Below are 18,986 nucleotides of genomic sequence, written 5' to 3'. Positions count from 1 at the left end.
GACTGTTAATTAAGAACATCTAAAAACTGAAAACATTATGAAAAAAACAATGATATTAGGCGTATTCGCCTTATTTTTATTAGGTTCGTGTGTCTCTAAAAAAGAATATACCGACTTAGAAGCTAAACAAAAAAGCACACAAGATTTATTAAACACTGCAACAGTTAAATTAAACTCTTGTTTAGAAGAAAAAGCATCTGCAACAGCTAGATCTAAAGCTTTAGAAGAACAAGTAGCAGATTTGCGTAAAAACAATGATAACTTAACTATTTTATCTTCGAAAGGTGCTAGTAATGTTGAAAAAACATTAGAAAGTATTAAAGAAAAAGAATTAAAAATCAACCGTTTACAAGATGCGTTAACTCAAAAAGACAGTGTAACCCTTGCATTGGTTACAAGTTTAAAACGTGAAGTAGGTATTAACGATCCAGACATTGAAATTAATGTTGAAAAAGGTGTTGTATTTATTTCTATCGCAGATAAATTATTATTTAAAAGTGGTAGCTACGACGTAACTACTAGAGCAAAAGAAGTTCTTGCAAAAGTAGCTAAGGTTGTAAATAGCAAACCTGATTTTGAATGTATGGTTGAAGGATATACAGATGATGTACCTTACAACAAACCACCATTAATTGACAACTGGGATTTAAGTGTTAAACGTGCAACTTCTATTGTAAGAGTTTTAATTGATTTAAATGTTAATCCTGCTCAGTTGATAGCTGCTGGACGTAGTCACTATTCTCCTTTAGTACCTAATGATACTGCGGAAAATAGAGCGACAAACAGACGTACACGTATTGTTGTACTTCCTAAAATCGATCAATTCTACGACATGATTGAAAAAGAAATGAAGAACCTTGAAGCTGGTGGTAAATAATCAGTTTTAAGTCCATATATTAAAAAAGCTCAATCTTACGATTGAGCTTTTTTTTTATGATTTATTTTAGGCAGTTAATTAATTAGAAAATCTCCAAGCTTCCTTTTCCTTCTCTAACAATAATAGGCTCTTCTTCAGAAAGATCAATAATGGTTGAAGCCAGATTATCGCCATAACCAGCATCAATAACCAATTCTACTAGGTTTTGCCATTTTTCATAAATAAGTTCAGGATCTGTAGTATACTCCAGAACCTCATCTTCATCACGAATAGATGTGGAAATTATTGGATTCCCTAATTGCTTCACTATTTCTATAGCAATGCTATTGTTTGGAACACGGATACCTACGGTTTTCTTCTTTTTAAATGGATGTGGTAAGGATTTTGCTCCAGGAAGAATAAAAGTATACGGACCAGGAAGTGCTCTTTTCAATATTTTGAAAGTAGTTGTGTCAATTTGTTTAACATAATCACTTAAATTACTTAAATCTTCACAAATAAATGAGAAATTAGACTGTTCCAATTTCACATTTTTAATTCTAGCAACACGTTCTAAAGCTTTTAGATTGTTAATATCGCAACCTAAACCATAAACAGTATCTGTAGGATAAATGATCAACCCTCCCGCTCTCAGAACCTTGACAACCTTCGCTATCTCTTTTGGGTTCGGATTCTCTTCGTAAATTTTAATAAACTCAGCCATACTATTTCTCTTAAAAATTCGTTAACTTATACAAAGTAATTAATTAAATCTTTTATGAAGGTCATTAAACACTACTTATTTGTACTTATTCTTATTATTTCTTTTATTTCTTGCTCTACAGATGACAATGACAACACATCTGTAATTAGTTTGGATTCTTCAGAATACTACCAAGAATTAAATGTGTCTTATGGGCCAGACAACGACCAACGATTCGATATTTATCTCCCTGCTAATAGAAACTTTGATACCGAAGTAATGATTTTAGTTCATGGTGGCGGTTGGTCTGCTGGTGACAAAACCGACATGAACGGTTTTCGGGATTTCATTAGAAGTGAATTTCCAAATATGGCCATTGTAAATATAAATTATAGGCTTGCCAACCCGGATAATCAGCCTTACCCAATGCAACTTAACGATATTACGTCTGTAATAAATTATTTAAAAACAAATCAAAATTACTACATTATTGATGACGATTTTGGTTTTATTGGAGCAAGTGCCGGTGCACATTTATCTTTATTATGGAGCTATGCTTTTGATACCGAAAACAATATAGACATGGTTTGTAGTATTGTTGGACCCACAAACTTTACAGACCCTGCTTACTTGAATAACACCAACCCAGAGTTACAAGCTATGTTGGATTTATATGGTATAGAAGCAACTACAGAACACCTAGAGGAAGTAAGTCCGTATCATAGAGTTACCGCTACTGCTCCTCCTACTATTTTGTTTTATGGAGCCTTAGACCCTTTAGTTCCTACAACTCAAGGAACCGACATGAGAGACAAGCTTGATGTTTTGGGTGTAACCAATGAATTCACCCTATATCCAAACGGTGGACATGGTTGGACTGGATTAGATTTACTCGATACAAGCATCAAGCTAAAAGCCTTTATTGAAACACATTTCGATTAAAACTTATCCTATAATTTCTAATTTAGCAAAGCGTAACAATAATTTTTTAACGCCACCATTTACAAACTTAATTTCCGCTTTGGTGTCACTTCCTGCACCTTCAATTTGTAAAACTTCACCTTTGCCAAAACGCAAATGTTCTACTATATTTCCTACAGTCAACTTGCTATCAAATAAATTAACGTTTCCACCAGCTTTACTTACTGGTTTTAGGTTTTTTGGCGTGCTTATAATTGTTTTTTCTGGTGTCTTCTCGGCTGCCGCTCCTTTTTTCTTAAAAGTAGGCTGCACTGGTTTTTTAAATCGAATTTTATTCGCATTTGCCTGTCTTTTAATTTCAGAAATATCATCTCCAAAAATATCTGCATCTAACATTGGGTTAAAGCGTCTTTCTTCTATAGGCGTAATAATATCTAGAAATTCTTCATCAATTTCTTCTATAAAACGACTTGGTTCGGAATCTATTAATTTCCCCCAACGGTATCGTGATAAGGCGTAAGTAAGATAAGCTTGTTTTTCGGCTCTTGTAAGTGCTACATAAAACAAACGTCTCTCCTCCTCTAGCTCACTTCTTGTATTCATACTCATGGCGCTTGGAAATAAATCTTCCTCCAAACCAACAATATATACATACGGAAATTCCAATCCTTTTGCTAAGTGAATGGTCATTAACGCTACATGATCTGCATCACCCTTATCCGCATCTAAATCGGTAGCAAGAGCCACATCTTCTAAAAATTCAGCTAAGGATGCAGTAGCATCTACGATTTCTTTTTGTCCTTCAACAAAATCCTTGATACCATTTAAAAGCTCCTCAATATTTTCCATTTTAGCAACGCCTTCTGGCGTGCCATCTTTATTGAGTTCTCTAATTAAACCTGTGGCCTTAGTCACGTGTTCTGCTAATTCAAAAGCGTTAGCCGTTTTATTTAGAACTTGAAAGCTTTCAATAGTAGTTACGAAATCTCTTAATTTATTTTTAGTTCCGGAATTGATATTGAGATCTAACTTATCGATATTCTGAAGAACCTCAAAAATAGAACGTTCATAACCATTGGCTGCAACTATTAATCTATCAAGCGTTGTTTGACCAATCCCTCGAGCAGGATAATTAATAACTCGTTTTAACGCCTCTTCATCGGCTGGATTTATCACCAAGCGCAAATAGGACAAGACATCTTTAATTTCTTTACGTTGATAAAAGGATAAACCGCCATAAATTCTATAAGGAATATCGCGTTTTCTCAAGGCATCCTCCATGGCACGAGATTGTGCATTGGTTCTATATAATATGGCAAAATCGCTATTCTTTAATTGATTTTGCATTTTATTCTCAAAAATGGAACTGGCTACAAAACGGCCTTCATCTCCATCTGTTAAAGAACGGTTGACTTTTATTTTTGCTCCATCATCATTGGCTGTCCAAACAACCTTATCCAATTTTGTTTGATTTTTATCAATTATGGAGTTGGCGGCATTTACAATATTTTTTGTAGAACGATAATTTTGTTCTAACCTAAAAAGCTTCACATCGTCATAATCCTTTTGAAAATTCAAAATATTATTAATGTTTGCACCACGGAAAGCATAAATACTTTGAGCATCATCTCCAACCACACAAATATTTTGAAAGCGATCTGATAAAGCTCTAACAATTAAATACTGACTATGGTTTGTATCTTGATACTCATCCACTAAAATGTAACGAAACTTGTCTTGATACTTGGCTAAAACTTCAGGAAAACGTGTTAAGAGCTCGTTGGTTTTTAATAATAGATCATCAAAATCCATGGCGCCAGCTTTAAAACATCTGTCTACATAATTTTTATAGATTTCGCCCATTTTTGGACGTCTTGCCATAGCATCTGCTTCCTTTAGTTCTGGATTTTGTGAATAAGCTTTAACCGTTATTAAATTGTTTTTATATGAAGAAATTCTAGAGCGAATCTGTTTGTATTTATAAAGCTCTTTATCCAAATTCATCTCCTTAATGATAGAGGCAATTAATCTGTCTGAATCTTGAGTATCGTAAATAGTAAAATTACTTGGATAGCCTAATCTATCTGCTTCAAAACGCAATATTTTAGCAAAAACTGAGTGAAAAGTTCCCATCCACAAATTTTTTGCCTCACTTGTCCCTACAATAGTAGCAATACGCTCCTTCATTTCACGAGCGGCTTTATTGGTAAAGGTTAAAGCTAGAATATTAAAAGAGTCCACACCCTGACTCATTAAATAGGCTATTCTAAAGGTTAGTACTCTGGTTTTTCCAGAACCTGCTCCAGCAATAACTATCATGGGGCCATCCTTCTGAATGGTAGGTGCTAATTGTGCTTCGTTTAACTGACTTAAATAGGTCTCCAAATCTCTTTCATTTTAAGGGATAAAAATAACCATTGTTACACTTTATCGAGGCAAGATTTACGATTAATTATAAACAATTTAAAAGTTCTTTAATCAGCAGCTATTCTATAATCATTGCTTTTAATAAACCTGCTTGTGTACTTATCCATATAAAATTAAACACCGATTTTGTTTTTTGGCGTTCTATATCATGTCGGGTAGCTTCCTTGAAGGCACTCTTTTTATTACTACTATTTTTAGATACAAATATGTTTATAACCTTAGATAGAAATTGGTTTTCTTCATTGCCATCTTCTTTAAGAGCAGTTACATTAAACTCTTCAAATTTCACCTTAAAATCTATACTAGATAAATTATCAGTCCCAGAAATTGTAAAATAGGTTCTATTTAATTCCCCTTCTAAACGAATATTTAGATTTGGTTCCATATACTGATTCATATAACTCGCATTCAGATCATCTATTTCCGCTTGAAATTTAAATAGATCAGATTCATCATTCACATCAAAGGACCAATCAACTTTTAAAGGCGCGTGTTGCATAAATTGAGATTCCACATGAATGGTTGTTTTTGTGGGCGATTGGTAGGTGTTGCTTACATGCTTTATATCTGCATTAAGTTTTCCAAAATTAATATTTCCGGCTTCTTTATTGAGTTTTGCTTTTTCCGAGTACTCTATGTCTGCATCCTGAATGATAAGATTTTCCACATTTAGATCAAACTTTAAATCGCGAAGCATCCTACTAAACAATGGCTTAAAACGTAGATCGTCTGTAACAAGCTTATCTCTATACACCTTAAAATCGGGCTGATATACAACAATCTTATTACTATCAAAGCTAAAAACAGAATCTCTTACAACATCTAGCTTTGGTTGGTTTACAACAATAGAATCTATCTCTAAATTGTAATGATCACGTTGAAAAGGAATAATTTTGGATAAGGTTTCTTTTGAATATTTTGTATATAATTTAAATTCTGTTAAATCTATAGTCTTGTTTGTTACTGAAGCTTGCTTTAAGGTTACATTCTCATAGTCGCCCATTTGCGCGAAGAACGAATCAAAAAACAGACTGTAACTCCCAAAATCAATAGGAAGTTTACGGTTTTTTGTTTCTTCATTATAAAGAATATTTTTAATCTTTAAATTAATATTTTGTGTTTGAAGCTTTAAGGAATCTGTTTCAGAATTTATAACTTTAACTCGACCTTCATCTATTTTAAACTGTTTAATTTCAACACGTTTATCGAATGAATTGCTTTGAGAGGCCTGATACTCTTCCTCTGGAATTGATGCATTGTGATAGTAAGAAATGTCTGGTTTTTTAAAATAAACATCATTAACTTGAATCAAATTATTGACTAAAAAATTCCAATAACCAAAACCACTAATAATTAGATGCTCTAGTTTAAGTTCTGCATTGGGTTTTTGAACCGTTTTTCCAAAACTGGTAAGTTTTATATTATCTATTGTTACTTGACCCTGTAACAAACTAAAATGCAAATCATCGTATGTCAATTTTAAAGTTTCCGGTAATTTGGTTGACAAGGTATTTTCTAACTTAGATTTTACAACATATTGGGTTATAAAAAACCCTAAAAAGAGAACGGCAATCACAATGCCGACAATCTTTAACCATTTCTTTTTCTGTTTCTCCATGTCATAAAGATATCTTATTTTTTAAATAAATTTAAAATATTTTTACAACATTTTATCGAACATATGAAAAACCGTTTTTATTTTTTTAGCGCAAGTTAATGGATGGCATTGAATATGAATACTTATGAATTTAGAATAAATATGGATCCTAATTAAACAAATTTAGAAAAGCTTTCTTATTAGCTTTTGATATGGGGATTCTATAATCATTATCTAAAACAACATAGCCTTCGTTTTCAAAATGGCGTACTTTTTCTAAATTAACAATATGAGATTTATGACATTTAAAAAATTTAGAACTCAACAATTTCTCAAACTTGCCCAAATTATAAGAGCTAGTAACGGTGACACTATTTATAATATGAATTTTAGTATAGCCTTCATAACCTTCTAAATGCAAAACCTCATCTTCTGGTATAAAAGAGATTCCCTTTTGGGTTGGTATAATAATTTTATTGTTTTTAGAAACACTTTCCTCTAAGATGCTTACTAATTTTAAATTATTTTCACTCTCATTCTTTAACTTAATAACATCTACCGCTTTATTTACGGCAATAACCAAATCATCATTATCAATTGGTTTTAAGATGTAATCTATGGCAGATTTTTTAAAGGCTTCTATAGCATATTCACTGTAAGCAGTTACAAAAATGACCTGAAAATTAACTTCTTTGAGTTTTGAAAGTAATTCAAAACCATTCATTCTCGGCATTTCAATATCTAAAAACAAGATATTCACCTCTTGATTCTCTAATGCTACAATAGCTTCTTCAGGTTTTTGGTAAGCTCCCAAAATCTGAATTTCAGGAAATAAGCTTACAATCTTTTTTTGTAAGCCTTTTAGGTTTGAAATCTCATCGTCTACTAAAATGGCTGTTATATTGTTCATTTTTGAATTTTCTTAATTAGAAATGTCGCTTTATTACCTCTATCTGCTAAATCAGGACTTAATTCTTCGGTTTTATAATCTATATCCCATTTTTCAGAATAATTTAAAAAATGCAATCTATCTTTTAAAACATTAGAAGATTTTACGTTTTTATTCTCTCGCTTTTTAGTATTTACAAAACCTACTCCATCATCTATAATTTCCACTTTAAAGGTTTGATGATCCAAATAGACGAAATTTAAGGTAATAAATCCATTCTCTAATTTATTAAAAACACCATGGTTTACTGCATTTTCGACAATGGGTTGTAATAACATGGTTGGTATTTTGGTGGTTTTTGTATCTAATTTTGGATCTACATAAATATTAAAATTTAATTTTTCCTTAAAACGAAGTTTTTCGATTTCCAAATAGCCATTAAGCAAACTCACTTCTCTTGATAATGAGATTTCATTTTCTTTAGAAAGTTCAAAGAATTGACGAATGAGTTTTGAAAATTTCACCAAATATAACTCAGAGGTTTCAAAATTATTTTCACCAATATAATACTGTATAGCAGACAAAGAATTGAATACAAAATGAGGATTCATTTGAGAACGCAATGCTTTTAGTTGTAATTCTGACAAACGTTTGTCCTGAAAAATTTTTTGATTCTTCTTAAACTGCGATTGTCTTACAAAATATCTTGAAACTAAGGTCACAAAAACAATTCCTAACAATATCATGAAAGCTTTAAACCAAATTTTTTGCCACCACAGAGGTTTTATTACAAAATCTAATGACTTTTCTATACCATTGGACTCTATAAAGAAAGTATAGCTTCCTGGTTTAAGATTATTAATGTTGAAGTTTTTTGTAGTTGTAGCCGTCCAGTTTTTATCTAATGGGAATAGTTTGTAATTATAAGATAAGTTAGTAAGTTGTTCTGAAAAATCTATGCTAGTTACCGTGAAACTTAAATTGTTGTTGTTTTGATAACTAAAAATTGAATTATTAGCAGTAATATTTTGATTGTTATAACTGGCTTTATCAAAATAAATATCTAATAATTGAGATTTAATTTTTAAGTCTTTTGGTATAATTGCAATACCATTATTAGTACAAACCATGAGCTGATTTTGATGAACAAGCAAATCATTCACGTTGTTGGAGGGCAAACCATTACTCACATCTAAATGCATCTGAAGAACATAATCATCCTTCAACTTAGCGTATTTTAAAACACCAGATTCAGTCGCTAACCAAATAGAAGTACCATCTACAAACCCATTATTTACTATTAAAAATTCAGACTTTGGTAATTGCCTAATCGTTTTTAAATCTGAAATATAAGTACCAAAGCCATCTGTATTTATTAAAACCTCTATATCTGAGAGTTTAACAATGCTTAAAATAGGTTTATTAAATTCTGTATTGTCAAACCTAAAGCTTTCGAATTCTTCATCTTTAAATTCTTTTAATCCGTTGGACGTTGCTACCAATAACTGATTATTAAAGTTTAATAATTGGTTAATTCCGTGCTGAATATACTCGCTTTCAATTTTAAAGTTTTCTGGATTTATTTTATTGATTCCAAAAGAAAATTGACCGTATAAAAAATTGTGATAGAGCACTAGTTGAGTGGCTCTATCATTAATACCATATAAATTATTAGAAAGATCTATCTCCCTTATTACATTGTTTTTAACTGTTCTTACATTTAATTTGGATAAGTAATATTCTGTATCTAATTCTTTTATATAGGAGGCATTAAAAATGTAATCTTCCTCAATTATAAATGGAACAAACTCCCTTATAGAATTATCATAGCCATAAAACCCTTTATTAGAAACATTAGCAATAATTTTATTGTTTACAAAGTTAATATTGGTTACTGTTTCTGTAGGAAAGCTATACTGAATGCTCTGTTTTTCTAAAGGTAAATGATAAATGCCATTTGTAAACGTACTTATCCAAATGGATCCTGATTTGTCTATAAACCCAAAGTGAGCTTTCAAATGTTCTGGGATATAATACGTATTTTTAATATGTAAATCGCTATCTAAAATGCCTACAAAACCACTTCCTGAAATTTGTATTTGATTATTAATTAGATTGATTCTTAAATATTTAGATGTTTCTAAACCAATTTCTTCTTGAAAACTTCTACTGTAAAATTTCAAAGTATTTAAATTGATGATAGAGTATTGCTTGTCATTTACCCAATAAAACAAACTATCTGCAATTTGACCTCTTGAATGGACTCTTTCTAGCACATTACTAAAAGCCAGTGTTTTAATAGTATTATTCTTTGCATCCTGAACCAAAAGAGTATCGAAGGTTTCATTGGTTTTAAACCTTGAAAACTCATTGTTTTTAACATAACCGCCTGCAATTAAACCTCCAGATTTATAATTTGCTAAAAGCTTCCATTTTTTGTCTTCTAGAATATGAAATCTATTTGAACTTGTTAAAACAACATCATTTCCAATTTGACTAGAAAAAATAGGGTTGAAAATTTCTCCTTTTTCCTCGCTTTCAAAAGCATAAACACTGTCGTTTTCTATATATCCTAGTCTTGAAGCTTTAGAAAGATACCATAATTTACCATCTGGAGTTGGATAAATTCCCCAAACATCGTTAGTTGCTAAACCATCTTTGGTGGTGAAAGTTCTCATGGTATTACCATTGTATTTCACGAGACCTTTATCTGTTGCAAACCACAAAAAACCTTTATTATCTTGTGCTGTTTTATATATATGGTTACTAGGCAACCCGTCTTTGGTGGTGTAATTAGTAAATTGTTGAGTAAAAGAAGTAGTACTTATTAGCAGAAATGTATAAAGTAGATATTTCCTGTTTCCCCTTTCTTGCCTGTTCTTCCAAAGATTCTTTGAAACATAAAAAAAACACCATATCAAATTGGATAAAATTGAGATATGGCGTTTTTTTTGTTTCAATAGATTAATTGGAATTGATTATTACAAAAGTAATGGTTTTGATATTCTATTTAAGTTAAGTATCTGAACAAATATAATTGCTATTTTCTGGATAGTTCATTTCTGTTTTTTATTCAAATTATAAAATTTTAATGCTTCAGAAAACTTAAAACTAAAAAAAGCATCTTTACCTTCATAGTGAATGACGTTTACACCATCTGCTATATCATTTAAAAAAATGATTTCATGAAAATCCTTTTTGTCTAATTTTCTTTCGTTGATTAGATAATAGGTGACTATTTCTATCCTTTCTTTTTCAGTTAAGGTTTTAGCCATTTCAGATTTAGACTCTTTTTCAATTGTTTGGGCATTATTTTCATTTTTACAACTAAAAACAAGCAAACCAATAGAAAAAACGACATACTTTTATTTTATTTTCATCTTAATAGCTTAATAGGGATATATAATTACCAAATCCTTGATTGAATGTTGAAATTAAATTCAAGCTACCTGAACTAATATTATAAATGTGTAAGCCGTTTGCATCCGTTACATAAGCGTAAATCCCTTTAACAACTACACCACTTGCGTTTGTTAACATAACACTATCAATAACCTGCATGGTGTTTAAATCAATCATTTTAATACCATCAAAACCCGCATTATATGGCGTTGTCAAGGTTGGAGACATCGTAACATATGCATAGTTATTATAGATTTCTAAAGCAGATGGATGCCCACCAATATTTAACGAGCTTAATTGATTAATTGCTGAAGCATTAACTTCTAGCTTTATTAATTTTTGACCTTCTACGTTAGCTACGTAAGCATACTGCCCATCATTTTCAATTTTATCAAACCTATTTCCAACCAAAGATGTCCAAAGGAGGGAAACATTGCTTGGTAAAAAAGGAAATGTAAGTTGAAAATTAAAACCAATTTTATAAGTAGACACGCCTAAACCATCCAATAAAACTAGATGATCATTATTCAGGTTTGTTATACAAAAACCACCATGAGCATCTCCAATCTCCTCCATATCATTAGTAGCCGTTACAAACAATTTATTTCTAGAATGTAAATCTGTTAAAATCACTTTATTATCTAACTTAATAGCATCTGTTAAAATAGTATTCGAACTACTTTTTGATGTTGTAGCCGCTACATAACTACTTTCAGGGTCGGTTATATTTATAGTGCTTACATAAGGTTCTGAACTAGCGGTTTGCCCTACAACCGCAACACTCCTATTAATAACTTTAACATAATGACTAGAGGGCAAACTTACGCTAGTTGCCAAAGAAGGAGAGATAGGATTTGTAACATCCACAACCTTAAGATTTGTACCATCTGTGATATAAACAAATTCATTATAATTAATAACCTCGTCTATTTCAACACATAATTCACCAACTACACGAAAGGCGCCGTCATCCCAGGGATCATAATCTCCTTCAAAATCCATTTTAACAGCGCCCCCTACTTGAGACCCGCCAATAATAGTATTTAATACAACATTATTGTTTTGAGGGTAAGGTGTTCCGTCTACCGTTAAATAACTTCCAGCAGTAACATTAAAATTCTGGTCTAAAGTTGAGGTGTCTCCTGCATTTATAGCAAAGGTATATAAGTCCATTACGGGGCTAACCCCCATACTGTACATATGGTAATAATCGCCATCTGGGTGTCCTGTTACGTATTGAATAACCATCCGCGAATCATCAAAAAGTAGATTCGCTTCATTTATTTCATCGCTTTCATTTATATACACCCCTTGATCTCCAACCTCACAAGGATGATCCTGGTAGGCTCCTTCACCATTCTGATCACTACAACCTAAAAAGATTGTAGTGATTAGAAATAGTATTAAATGTCTCTTTTTCATTTTACATTATTTTTTTGATCGTTGTGAAATAAAATTTTTCACCACAATTACATTACTTATTTTTAATGGTACAAATCGATTATAACGCAAAACTCAGCTTCTAACCCGCTTGCAGTAATATCGTAACGCATTTCTTCACCCACAGCATTTCCTGTACGCTGACAAGCAACATTAACAGTGTGAATAGTTCCTCCCAGGTTTAACTGACCAGTTCCTGTTGCACCGTCTGCAACGACCAATGTTACAAACCAAAAATCACTAGGATTTGCTGTTTCATAAATTTCTACTTCAGGGCCATTGGATGACGTATAGTAAAAATCTGTTGTTAATTCTGCTTCAGGAATTAAGGTTTGCGTATTATCTGATGTATCTAAAAAAGTAAATCCAGCATAATTACATACATCTTCATTGACTGCATTGACGTCGTCGTCGTTATCGCAGTTAAATAAAATTAGTGTCAAAACTAGTAGACATAGAGATTTGATAGTTGTTTTCATAATCATTAATTTGATTTTATATTATTTATGTATTTCCCTTATATCAAATAACTAGGAAATTGTTACCCCTTAATTGGATATTTTTATTTTTATGATGCTTTTTTAGATAATTTCATCAGTGATTCCATCACAATCATCATCAATACCATTTTCAACTTCTATAGCATAAGGATGCACTTCAGGATTTGTATCATCACAGTCTAAGTTATTATGAACACCTACTGCTGGAGGAGGTAAAGCGGACCCAGAACCATAACCATCGCCATCTGCGTCTGTATAATATTCAAAAATGTCTACATCTCCATCGCAATTATCATCTATATTATTACCAACAATCTCATCTGCTAAAGGATTTATCATATCATTGGTATCATCACAATCCGCACTATTATAGACCATACCATCTGGAGCTTCATCTCCAAAATTGATCTCATGAAAAGAACCAGAATTTGGGTCTCCGAAACCATCATTATCAGAATCTTTATAAAAAGTAATTCCGAAAAGTCCGTTACAGTTTTCGTCAATGTCGTTATCTGGAATTTCTATGGCATTCGGATAAATATTTGCATTGGTATCATCGCAATCTGAATGATCTCTCACATATCCTTGAGGCTGATCCGATTGACCAATATAACTTGAAATATTCCCATAACCATCTCCATCTGCATCTTCATACCAATCTCCAGTTGGCTCACCATAACATCCTGAACCTATTATAAATACAGCAGTTATCAATAACATAACTGGTAAAACCGTTTTTAAAAATTTGTTTTTCATAGTTTTAAATATTAATTGTTTTTAATTTATTTTGTTTATAAAATTTGTAATAAAAATATGTGGCTAGCATTATAATACACAAGCCTATAAATTGTGAGTGTGATAATTTATCATCTATTATAAACCCTCTCTCATCTCCTCTAAAAAACTCCAGAACACCTCTACCTAAGGCATATAACATTAAATAGATAAAGAAAATTTGTCCGTTAAATTGTTGGCTTTTTTTAATTACTAATAGAAAAAGCATGATAAAAACCAACATACCTACTTCATACAATTGTGTAGGATGGACAGACATGTTGTGGGTAGTTGGGAATATTATTCCGAATCTACTATCTGTAGGCGAACCATAACAGCATCCTGCTGTAAAGCAACCCAAACGACCTATAGCGTGTACAATGGTTGTTGTAATAGCTAAAATATCCAACATAGGTAAAACTGGTAACTTATATCTTTTTAAATACCAGAAAACATATGGGATGATGATAACAAATGAGCCATAAAACACAAAGCCTCCTGAAAAGTTATCTAATAGTAAACTTGGATTTTTAAGGTATAATTTTGGGTCTTGCAGATAGTAAAACAATTTTCCTCCAATAAAACCAGCAATAAAAATGTAATAAAAAAAAGCATTTGGCAAGTTAACTACACCCAATTCTCTTTTGGCGCTCCATTTTGTGTACTGCGCCGCCACCAAAGTCCCTAAAGCTATTAAAAAAGCATAGGTATAGACTGTTATATCTGATACTCCAAAAATATTAGATAGAAATTCTGGTAAAGAAAATTGGAATAACTCTGGATGCATATAAACAAGTGTTTAATAAGTTTTTACATTTTTTTGACAAACTTAAAATGTCCCTTTCTATAATGTTGATTTGTTTTCATCGTAAGTCCAACAAAAAAAAAACGTCAGCAAAAAAAATGAAATTCTACTGACGAATTTAGGTTTATTGATTAATAGCAAGTGCAAAATAGGGTGTAATACAAAGACTACATACTACTGTTTATGGAATAGAAGTTCTCATTGAACGAAAACCCTCTTTCATTCGATCAAGTGATAATTTGTGCTATAATAAAAAACATCTTATGTTTGTAATATATATAAAACACCATTCTTAAAAATAAATACTACTTATGGATTCCGAAAGAATTATCGATTTATTCATGTTTGCTATTCCAACTTTAGTCACAGGTTTAATAGCTTACCTTTTTTTTAAAGAGCATACTAAAAATGAAGATGGCAGAAGACGTTTTCTTTTGCATAAAGACATGCAAGTTACAGCCATGCCTTTACGTCTGCAAGCATATGAACGAATGGCGTTGTTTTTAGAACGCATTACACCTTCAAAACTACTAATAAGAATTAGCCCAACATCTTCAAACAAAGAAGATTACGAAACCTTAATTATAGCTGCAATTGAACAAGAATTTGACCATAATCTGTCGCAACAAATTTATATAAGCGATGATTGCTGGAACATCATTACAGCTGCTAAAAATGCCACAATTCAATTAATAAGAAAGGGCAGTTTACTTGAAAAAACAGATACAGCAAACAAACTTAGAGAAGTTGTTTTAACCGAAATGATGGAAAAACGCGCACCAAGTGATGCTGCTTTATCATTTATAAAACAAGAAGTAAGCGAGATGTGGTAATAGCTTAGAAAGAACGCAATTTAAGAACCCAAATGCTTTTTCTTAGCATAATCAAACCCTTGTTGCCACCATTTAGTCATTAATCTTTTACTAAAAATCAAGGAGTTTTCGGTTAAACTGGAAGGAGTATAAAAGAGATTTAGCTTGACACCATTGGACTTGGCTACTAATTTCCCAATGACTATATCGTTCTGCTCTACTTGATTGAGTAAGTGCCCAAAAAGATTAAGCATAAGTGAAAAGGGGTTTTTACCTAATATTTTTTTGTTCTCAATATTTTCAGCCTCCAGAATAATAGCATCTACTTCTGTAGCGCCACGCCTTATTGCCTCCCGTATAGGAACCACACACCCTAAACCGCCATCTGCATACTCATAACCATTTACTTTGGCAATGGACATAAACGGAATGTAATTGCAAGAAATCCATATCCAATTACAAAATTCTTCATAGCTACAATCGTTGATGGATTTATATTCTACGGTGTTTAATGAGAGGTTTGAAACCGTAACAACCACATCAGATTTTTCTGATTTTATCTTTAAATATTCGGCTTTAGTAAAATTGCGCTTAATATTTCTTCTTAAAGCTTTACTTTCACCAAAGGTTCGTCTCATCCTAACAAACTGCCACATAGAGTTTATAAAATCTATAGACACATATTCCCGATCGCCTTTTTTACGTTGTACAAATGGACTCACACTAAAAATGTCATGTTGTTGCACATTAGTAAAAATGTCGTACAACTTTGAAACCTCATTTACTGCTAAATGAGGAATCAATAAACTCCCCGTTGATGTTCCTAAAAACATATCGTAAGATTTTCCTTGATGCCCCATAAGATATTGAGCTACTCCTCCAGCATAGGCGCCTTTACTTCCTCCTCCAGATATTACTAATGCTTTCATTCGGTTTCTAACGGACTTACTGTTTCATTTTTAAATTTGGCAAAATTAAAGCCACTTTGCCACCACAAATTCATTTTTTCCTTATTAAAAACCAACGAGTTGGTTGTTAAAACTGTTGGCGTATAATAAAAATCAATAATAGTGTCCTGATTGGTTGCCACAAACTTACCTATTCTAATGTTCTGACTCTCTATTCTATCCAACATAAAAGCAAACATGTTTGTTAACAATGAAAAAGCGTTTGTTGAAGGCATTCTATTAAAATGAGTTATTTCGGTTTGCAAAACAATAGCATCGACATGTGTGGCGCCCCGTTTAATAGCCTCTTCAATAGGCACCATAGAACCTAAACCTCCATCAGCATACTCACAGCCATTCTTTTTAACTAAGGTCATAAATGGCGTGTAATTACAAGAAACCCATACCCACTCGCAAAAAGCATCATAATCAAAATCCTTTATCGATTTATACTCCACCTGATTAAGAGATAAATTTGAAACCGTTATTACAATATCTTTATGAGATGCTTTTAACTGTTGAAATTCCGCTTCACTAAAGGTGTTTTTAATAAGCTTTTTCAGGTTAAAACTTTCACCAAAGGTCTTACTACCTCGCATCAAGTTTCGCAACACATTAAAATGGTTGATTTTAATGGTTTCAATTCCATTTTTACTCTTAATAGTAAAGGGGCAGACATTAAAAATAGACTGCTGATTGACATTGGTATAAATTTCCTTAATTTTATCTACGTTATTCAAAGCCAAATGAGACACCAACAAACTCCCTGTAGAAGTTCCAATAAACAAATCGTATTGGTGTTTTTTGTTTTCAATAAGATACTGCGCCACACCTCCTGCAAACGCACCTTTACTGCCTCCTCCTGAAATAACCAATGCTCTCATTTAATTTGAATTTTGAAGTTTTAATATCGTTTTTTGGTAGTCCGGATTCTTAGACAAATCTCCCAACATGCTTTTTGCATATTTCATGAATTGCCAGTTATTATGCTTAGAAGCCTCTACTAAATTCACAAAAACCTGTTCGTTATAAATCCCCAAAGAGTTTAAATAGTTAAACGCTGTTATGCGAACTTCAAAACCATATTTTGGACTAGAATAACTAATTAATTCGTTTAGTAAACTTTCTTTTATTTCTGGTTCATATGAAGGTGTAGAAAGCGCTAAAGCCAACCAAAGCTGTCTCACATTTTTATCACTCAACCCAATAATCTCCCTTGTTTGATCTAAATAAACCTCTCTATTTTCAGGGAAATTAATCCATAAGTGAAACAAAGCAGACTCCATGGTTAAATAAGAATTATCCTTTAACAGAGATTCATACTCATCCTTCATACCTAGAGGAATGTTATCAACGTTTTGAGCAATCGCTTGCCTGCCTTTTAAAGAGGTATCAAAGGATTCTGAAGTCACCCTTTCAGGGATTTGAGAAATCACTTTCAATTTGGCTTCATCCGAAATAGGAGCCGTTAAATAATAATCACATTTTGAGGTTGCTAGCTCACAATCCACCATTTCATATTCTTGAATATACGCCGACTGCATCAAACTCTCTAAAGCTTTATCCATAGGGAAATCCACTTGAATTAACCAAGTGTTTACAAACTCCGTCAAATCCTTACCACTGGTTTTCTCTACTTCCGAAATAAAATCGTTTGTTTCTACAATGGAAAATGGGTGCGCTTCCAAATAGTTTTTAACCGCTTTTTTAAAAGCCTCATCGCCTACCTCCTCTCTTAAAGCGTGTAAAGACCATGCTCCTCGTTTATAAAAAGTCACACTACTGGATTTCGGATTCAACAAAGACGTACTTGTTCCGGATCTATTTTGGTCCATCAATTCCTGCGCATATTCATACAGCCTCCAGTAATAATAATTTTCACCAAACACATCACGCTCAGCCAAAAGCGCATAATAAGTAGCAAACCCTTCCTGTAACCAATGATCTTCACCTCTTTTAGCTGTTATATAATCGCCAAACCATTGATGTGCCAATTCGTGAGCATTCACATTTACGTAATTTTTATCTACAAATGCAATAGAATCAACCATAAAAGCATCAGAAAAAATGGTAGCACTCGTGTTTTCCATACCAGCATAGAGAAAATCGTGCACTGGAATTTGTTTATAATTTTGCCAAGGATAAGCAACCCCTATTTCATTTTCAAGAAAATCGAACATCTGTTTGCTATAGCGATACGTTGGTTCTACTTTCAAAGAATCTTGAGGGTAATAATACATATCTAGAGGAATACCGCTATTTGATGTTTCTTTGTAAATACGATACTTCCCGACCACCAAAGCCACCAAATAACTAGACATTGGCTCTTTCATATCAAAAAACCAAGTCGTATTTTCTTCGCCAATCTCTTTATCAACAAGGACTCCGTTTGAAACTACTTCATAGTCATTATTGAAGGTAATAGACAAATCAAACTCAATTTTATCATTGGTATCATCCAAGCTAGGCAACCAATTACTCGTGTATTTCCCTTGACCTTGAGTCCAAATCTGGTTTGGCGCTTCATTTTTCCAACCTACAAAATAAAGGGCTTTATTAGGTTTTGCTGTATAATTAAAACTTAAATGATAGGTCTTATCGGCTTTAAAATTAGAATAAACAATCAATTTCTTACCATCGTTTTTAAAAGAAATTTTTTTACCTTTTAAAGTCACATTTTCAAAATCCATCCCTATAGCATCCACAAAAATAGAATCTACAGACTGCAAAGCTTTAAAATAATAATCCACAACTCCATGAACTTTAGAAGAATCCACATCAAAACTCAACTGAGCCTCCACCTTAGTAAAATCAACATTTTCAAGCTGTTGTGAATAAGAAATTGTTATAAAAAATAGAAAGAAATAAAAAAGAAGATGCTTCATAAAGATATCATATAAACGACCTGACTAA

At 32.3% G+C, this 18,986-nt stretch carries 16 protein-coding genes and 1 pseudogene; 3 read left to right on the top strand and 14 right to left on the bottom strand.

Annotated elements, in window-relative coordinates; all coding sequences use genetic code 11:
* Positions 1-37 precede the first annotated feature (37 nt).
* Positions 38-877: an OmpA/MotB family protein gene (locus IEV77_RS06955; RefSeq protein ID WP_188463226.1), complete on the top strand. Its 840-nt coding sequence runs from the start codon at positions 38-40 to the stop codon at positions 875-877.
* 82 nt (positions 878-959) lie between these two features.
* On the opposite strand, the gene IEV77_RS06950 is transcribed toward IEV77_RS06955, so the two are convergent.
* Positions 960-1,580, bottom strand: coding sequence for an L-threonylcarbamoyladenylate synthase (locus IEV77_RS06950; RefSeq protein WP_188463224.1), 621 nt, complete (start codon positions 1,578-1,580; stop codon positions 960-962).
* 54 nt (positions 1,581-1,634) lie between these two features.
* Here IEV77_RS06950 and IEV77_RS06945 point away from each other — a divergent pair, with 54 nt between their 5' ends.
* The gene (locus IEV77_RS06945) at positions 1,635-2,501 is read left to right on the top strand and encodes an alpha/beta hydrolase (RefSeq protein WP_188463222.1); all 867 of its coding nucleotides are present in this window, start codon (positions 1,635-1,637) and stop codon (positions 2,499-2,501) included.
* Between the two features lie 3 nt (positions 2,502-2,504).
* Here IEV77_RS06945 and IEV77_RS06940 read toward each other — a convergent pair whose 3' ends face one another.
* The 10 genes and pseudogenes from IEV77_RS06940 to IEV77_RS06900 form a co-directional block, all read right to left on the bottom strand.
* Positions 2,505-4,865 (bottom strand): ATP-dependent helicase, encoded by a 2,361-nt coding sequence (locus IEV77_RS06940; protein ID WP_188463220.1) that lies wholly within the window; start codon positions 4,863-4,865, stop codon positions 2,505-2,507.
* Positions 4,866-4,965: 100 nt separating this feature from the next.
* Positions 4,966-6,525 (bottom strand): AsmA family protein, encoded by a 1,560-nt coding sequence (locus tag IEV77_RS06935; RefSeq protein ID WP_229736604.1) that lies wholly within the window; start codon positions 6,523-6,525, stop codon positions 4,966-4,968.
* Between the two features lie 148 nt (positions 6,526-6,673).
* Entirely contained in the window at positions 6,674-7,414 is a 741-nt protein-coding gene (locus tag IEV77_RS06930) for a LytR/AlgR family response regulator transcription factor (protein ID WP_188463218.1), read from the bottom strand.
* The gene (locus IEV77_RS06925) at positions 7,411-10,071 is read right to left on the bottom strand and encodes a sensor histidine kinase (protein WP_229736603.1); all 2,661 of its coding nucleotides are present in this window, start codon (positions 10,069-10,071) and stop codon (positions 7,411-7,413) included. The genes IEV77_RS06930 and IEV77_RS06925 overlap by 4 nt, the downstream gene beginning before the upstream one ends.
* Positions 10,072-10,107: 36 nt before the next feature.
* Positions 10,108-10,167 (bottom strand): annotated as a pseudogene (locus IEV77_RS17610) (hypothetical protein); the annotation flags it as partial.
* Positions 10,168-10,449: 282 nt separating this feature from the next.
* Complete coding sequence (locus tag IEV77_RS06920; protein ID WP_188463214.1) at positions 10,450-10,668, bottom strand: hypothetical protein; 219 nt, start codon at positions 10,666-10,668, stop codon at positions 10,450-10,452.
* 106 nt (positions 10,669-10,774) lie between these two features.
* The gene (locus IEV77_RS06915; RefSeq protein WP_188463212.1) at positions 10,775-12,217 is read right to left on the bottom strand and encodes an LVIVD repeat-containing protein; all 1,443 of its coding nucleotides are present in this window, start codon (positions 12,215-12,217) and stop codon (positions 10,775-10,777) included.
* 62 nt (positions 12,218-12,279) lie between these two features.
* Positions 12,280-12,714, bottom strand: coding sequence for a hypothetical protein (locus IEV77_RS06910; protein WP_188463210.1), 435 nt, complete (start codon positions 12,712-12,714; stop codon positions 12,280-12,282).
* Positions 12,715-12,816: 102 nt separating this feature from the next.
* Complete coding sequence (locus tag IEV77_RS06905) at positions 12,817-13,491, bottom strand: putative metal-binding motif-containing protein (RefSeq protein WP_188463208.1); 675 nt, start codon at positions 13,489-13,491, stop codon at positions 12,817-12,819.
* 4 nt (positions 13,492-13,495) lie between these two features.
* On the bottom strand, positions 13,496-14,296 hold the full coding sequence (locus IEV77_RS06900) for a prolipoprotein diacylglyceryl transferase (RefSeq protein WP_188463206.1): 801 nt from the start codon (positions 14,294-14,296) through the stop codon (positions 13,496-13,498).
* Positions 14,297-14,625: 329 nt separating this feature from the next.
* On the opposite strand from IEV77_RS06900, the gene IEV77_RS06895 reads away from it, so the two are divergent.
* Positions 14,626-15,147, top strand: a complete 522-nt coding sequence (locus IEV77_RS06895; RefSeq protein ID WP_188463204.1) for a DUF7935 family protein — start codon at positions 14,626-14,628, stop codon at positions 15,145-15,147.
* Positions 15,148-15,167: 20 nt separating this feature from the next.
* On the opposite strand, the gene IEV77_RS06890 is transcribed toward IEV77_RS06895, so the two are convergent.
* The 3 genes from IEV77_RS06890 to IEV77_RS06880 are packed head-to-tail and all read right to left on the bottom strand — an operon-like array spanning position 15,168 to position 18,958.
* The gene (locus tag IEV77_RS06890) at positions 15,168-16,055 is read right to left on the bottom strand and encodes a patatin-like phospholipase family protein (protein ID WP_188463201.1); all 888 of its coding nucleotides are present in this window, start codon (positions 16,053-16,055) and stop codon (positions 15,168-15,170) included.
* Positions 16,052-16,957: a patatin-like phospholipase family protein gene (locus tag IEV77_RS06885; RefSeq protein WP_188463199.1), complete on the bottom strand. Its 906-nt coding sequence runs from the start codon at positions 16,955-16,957 to the stop codon at positions 16,052-16,054. The genes IEV77_RS06890 and IEV77_RS06885 overlap by 4 nt, the downstream gene beginning before the upstream one ends.
* Entirely contained in the window at positions 16,958-18,958 is a 2,001-nt protein-coding gene (locus tag IEV77_RS06880) for a M1 family metallopeptidase (protein ID WP_188463197.1), read from the bottom strand. It abuts the gene before it with no gap.
* Between the last annotated feature and the right edge of the window lie 28 nt (positions 18,959-18,986).

The sequence above is a fragment of the Xanthomarina arctica genome, assembly GCF_014638915.1.
Classification (GTDB): domain Bacteria; phylum Bacteroidota; class Bacteroidia; order Flavobacteriales; family Flavobacteriaceae; genus Xanthomarina; species Xanthomarina arctica.
Note: the sequence above shows the minus strand (reverse complement) of the source record. Positions and strands in the feature narration are given on the sequence as shown.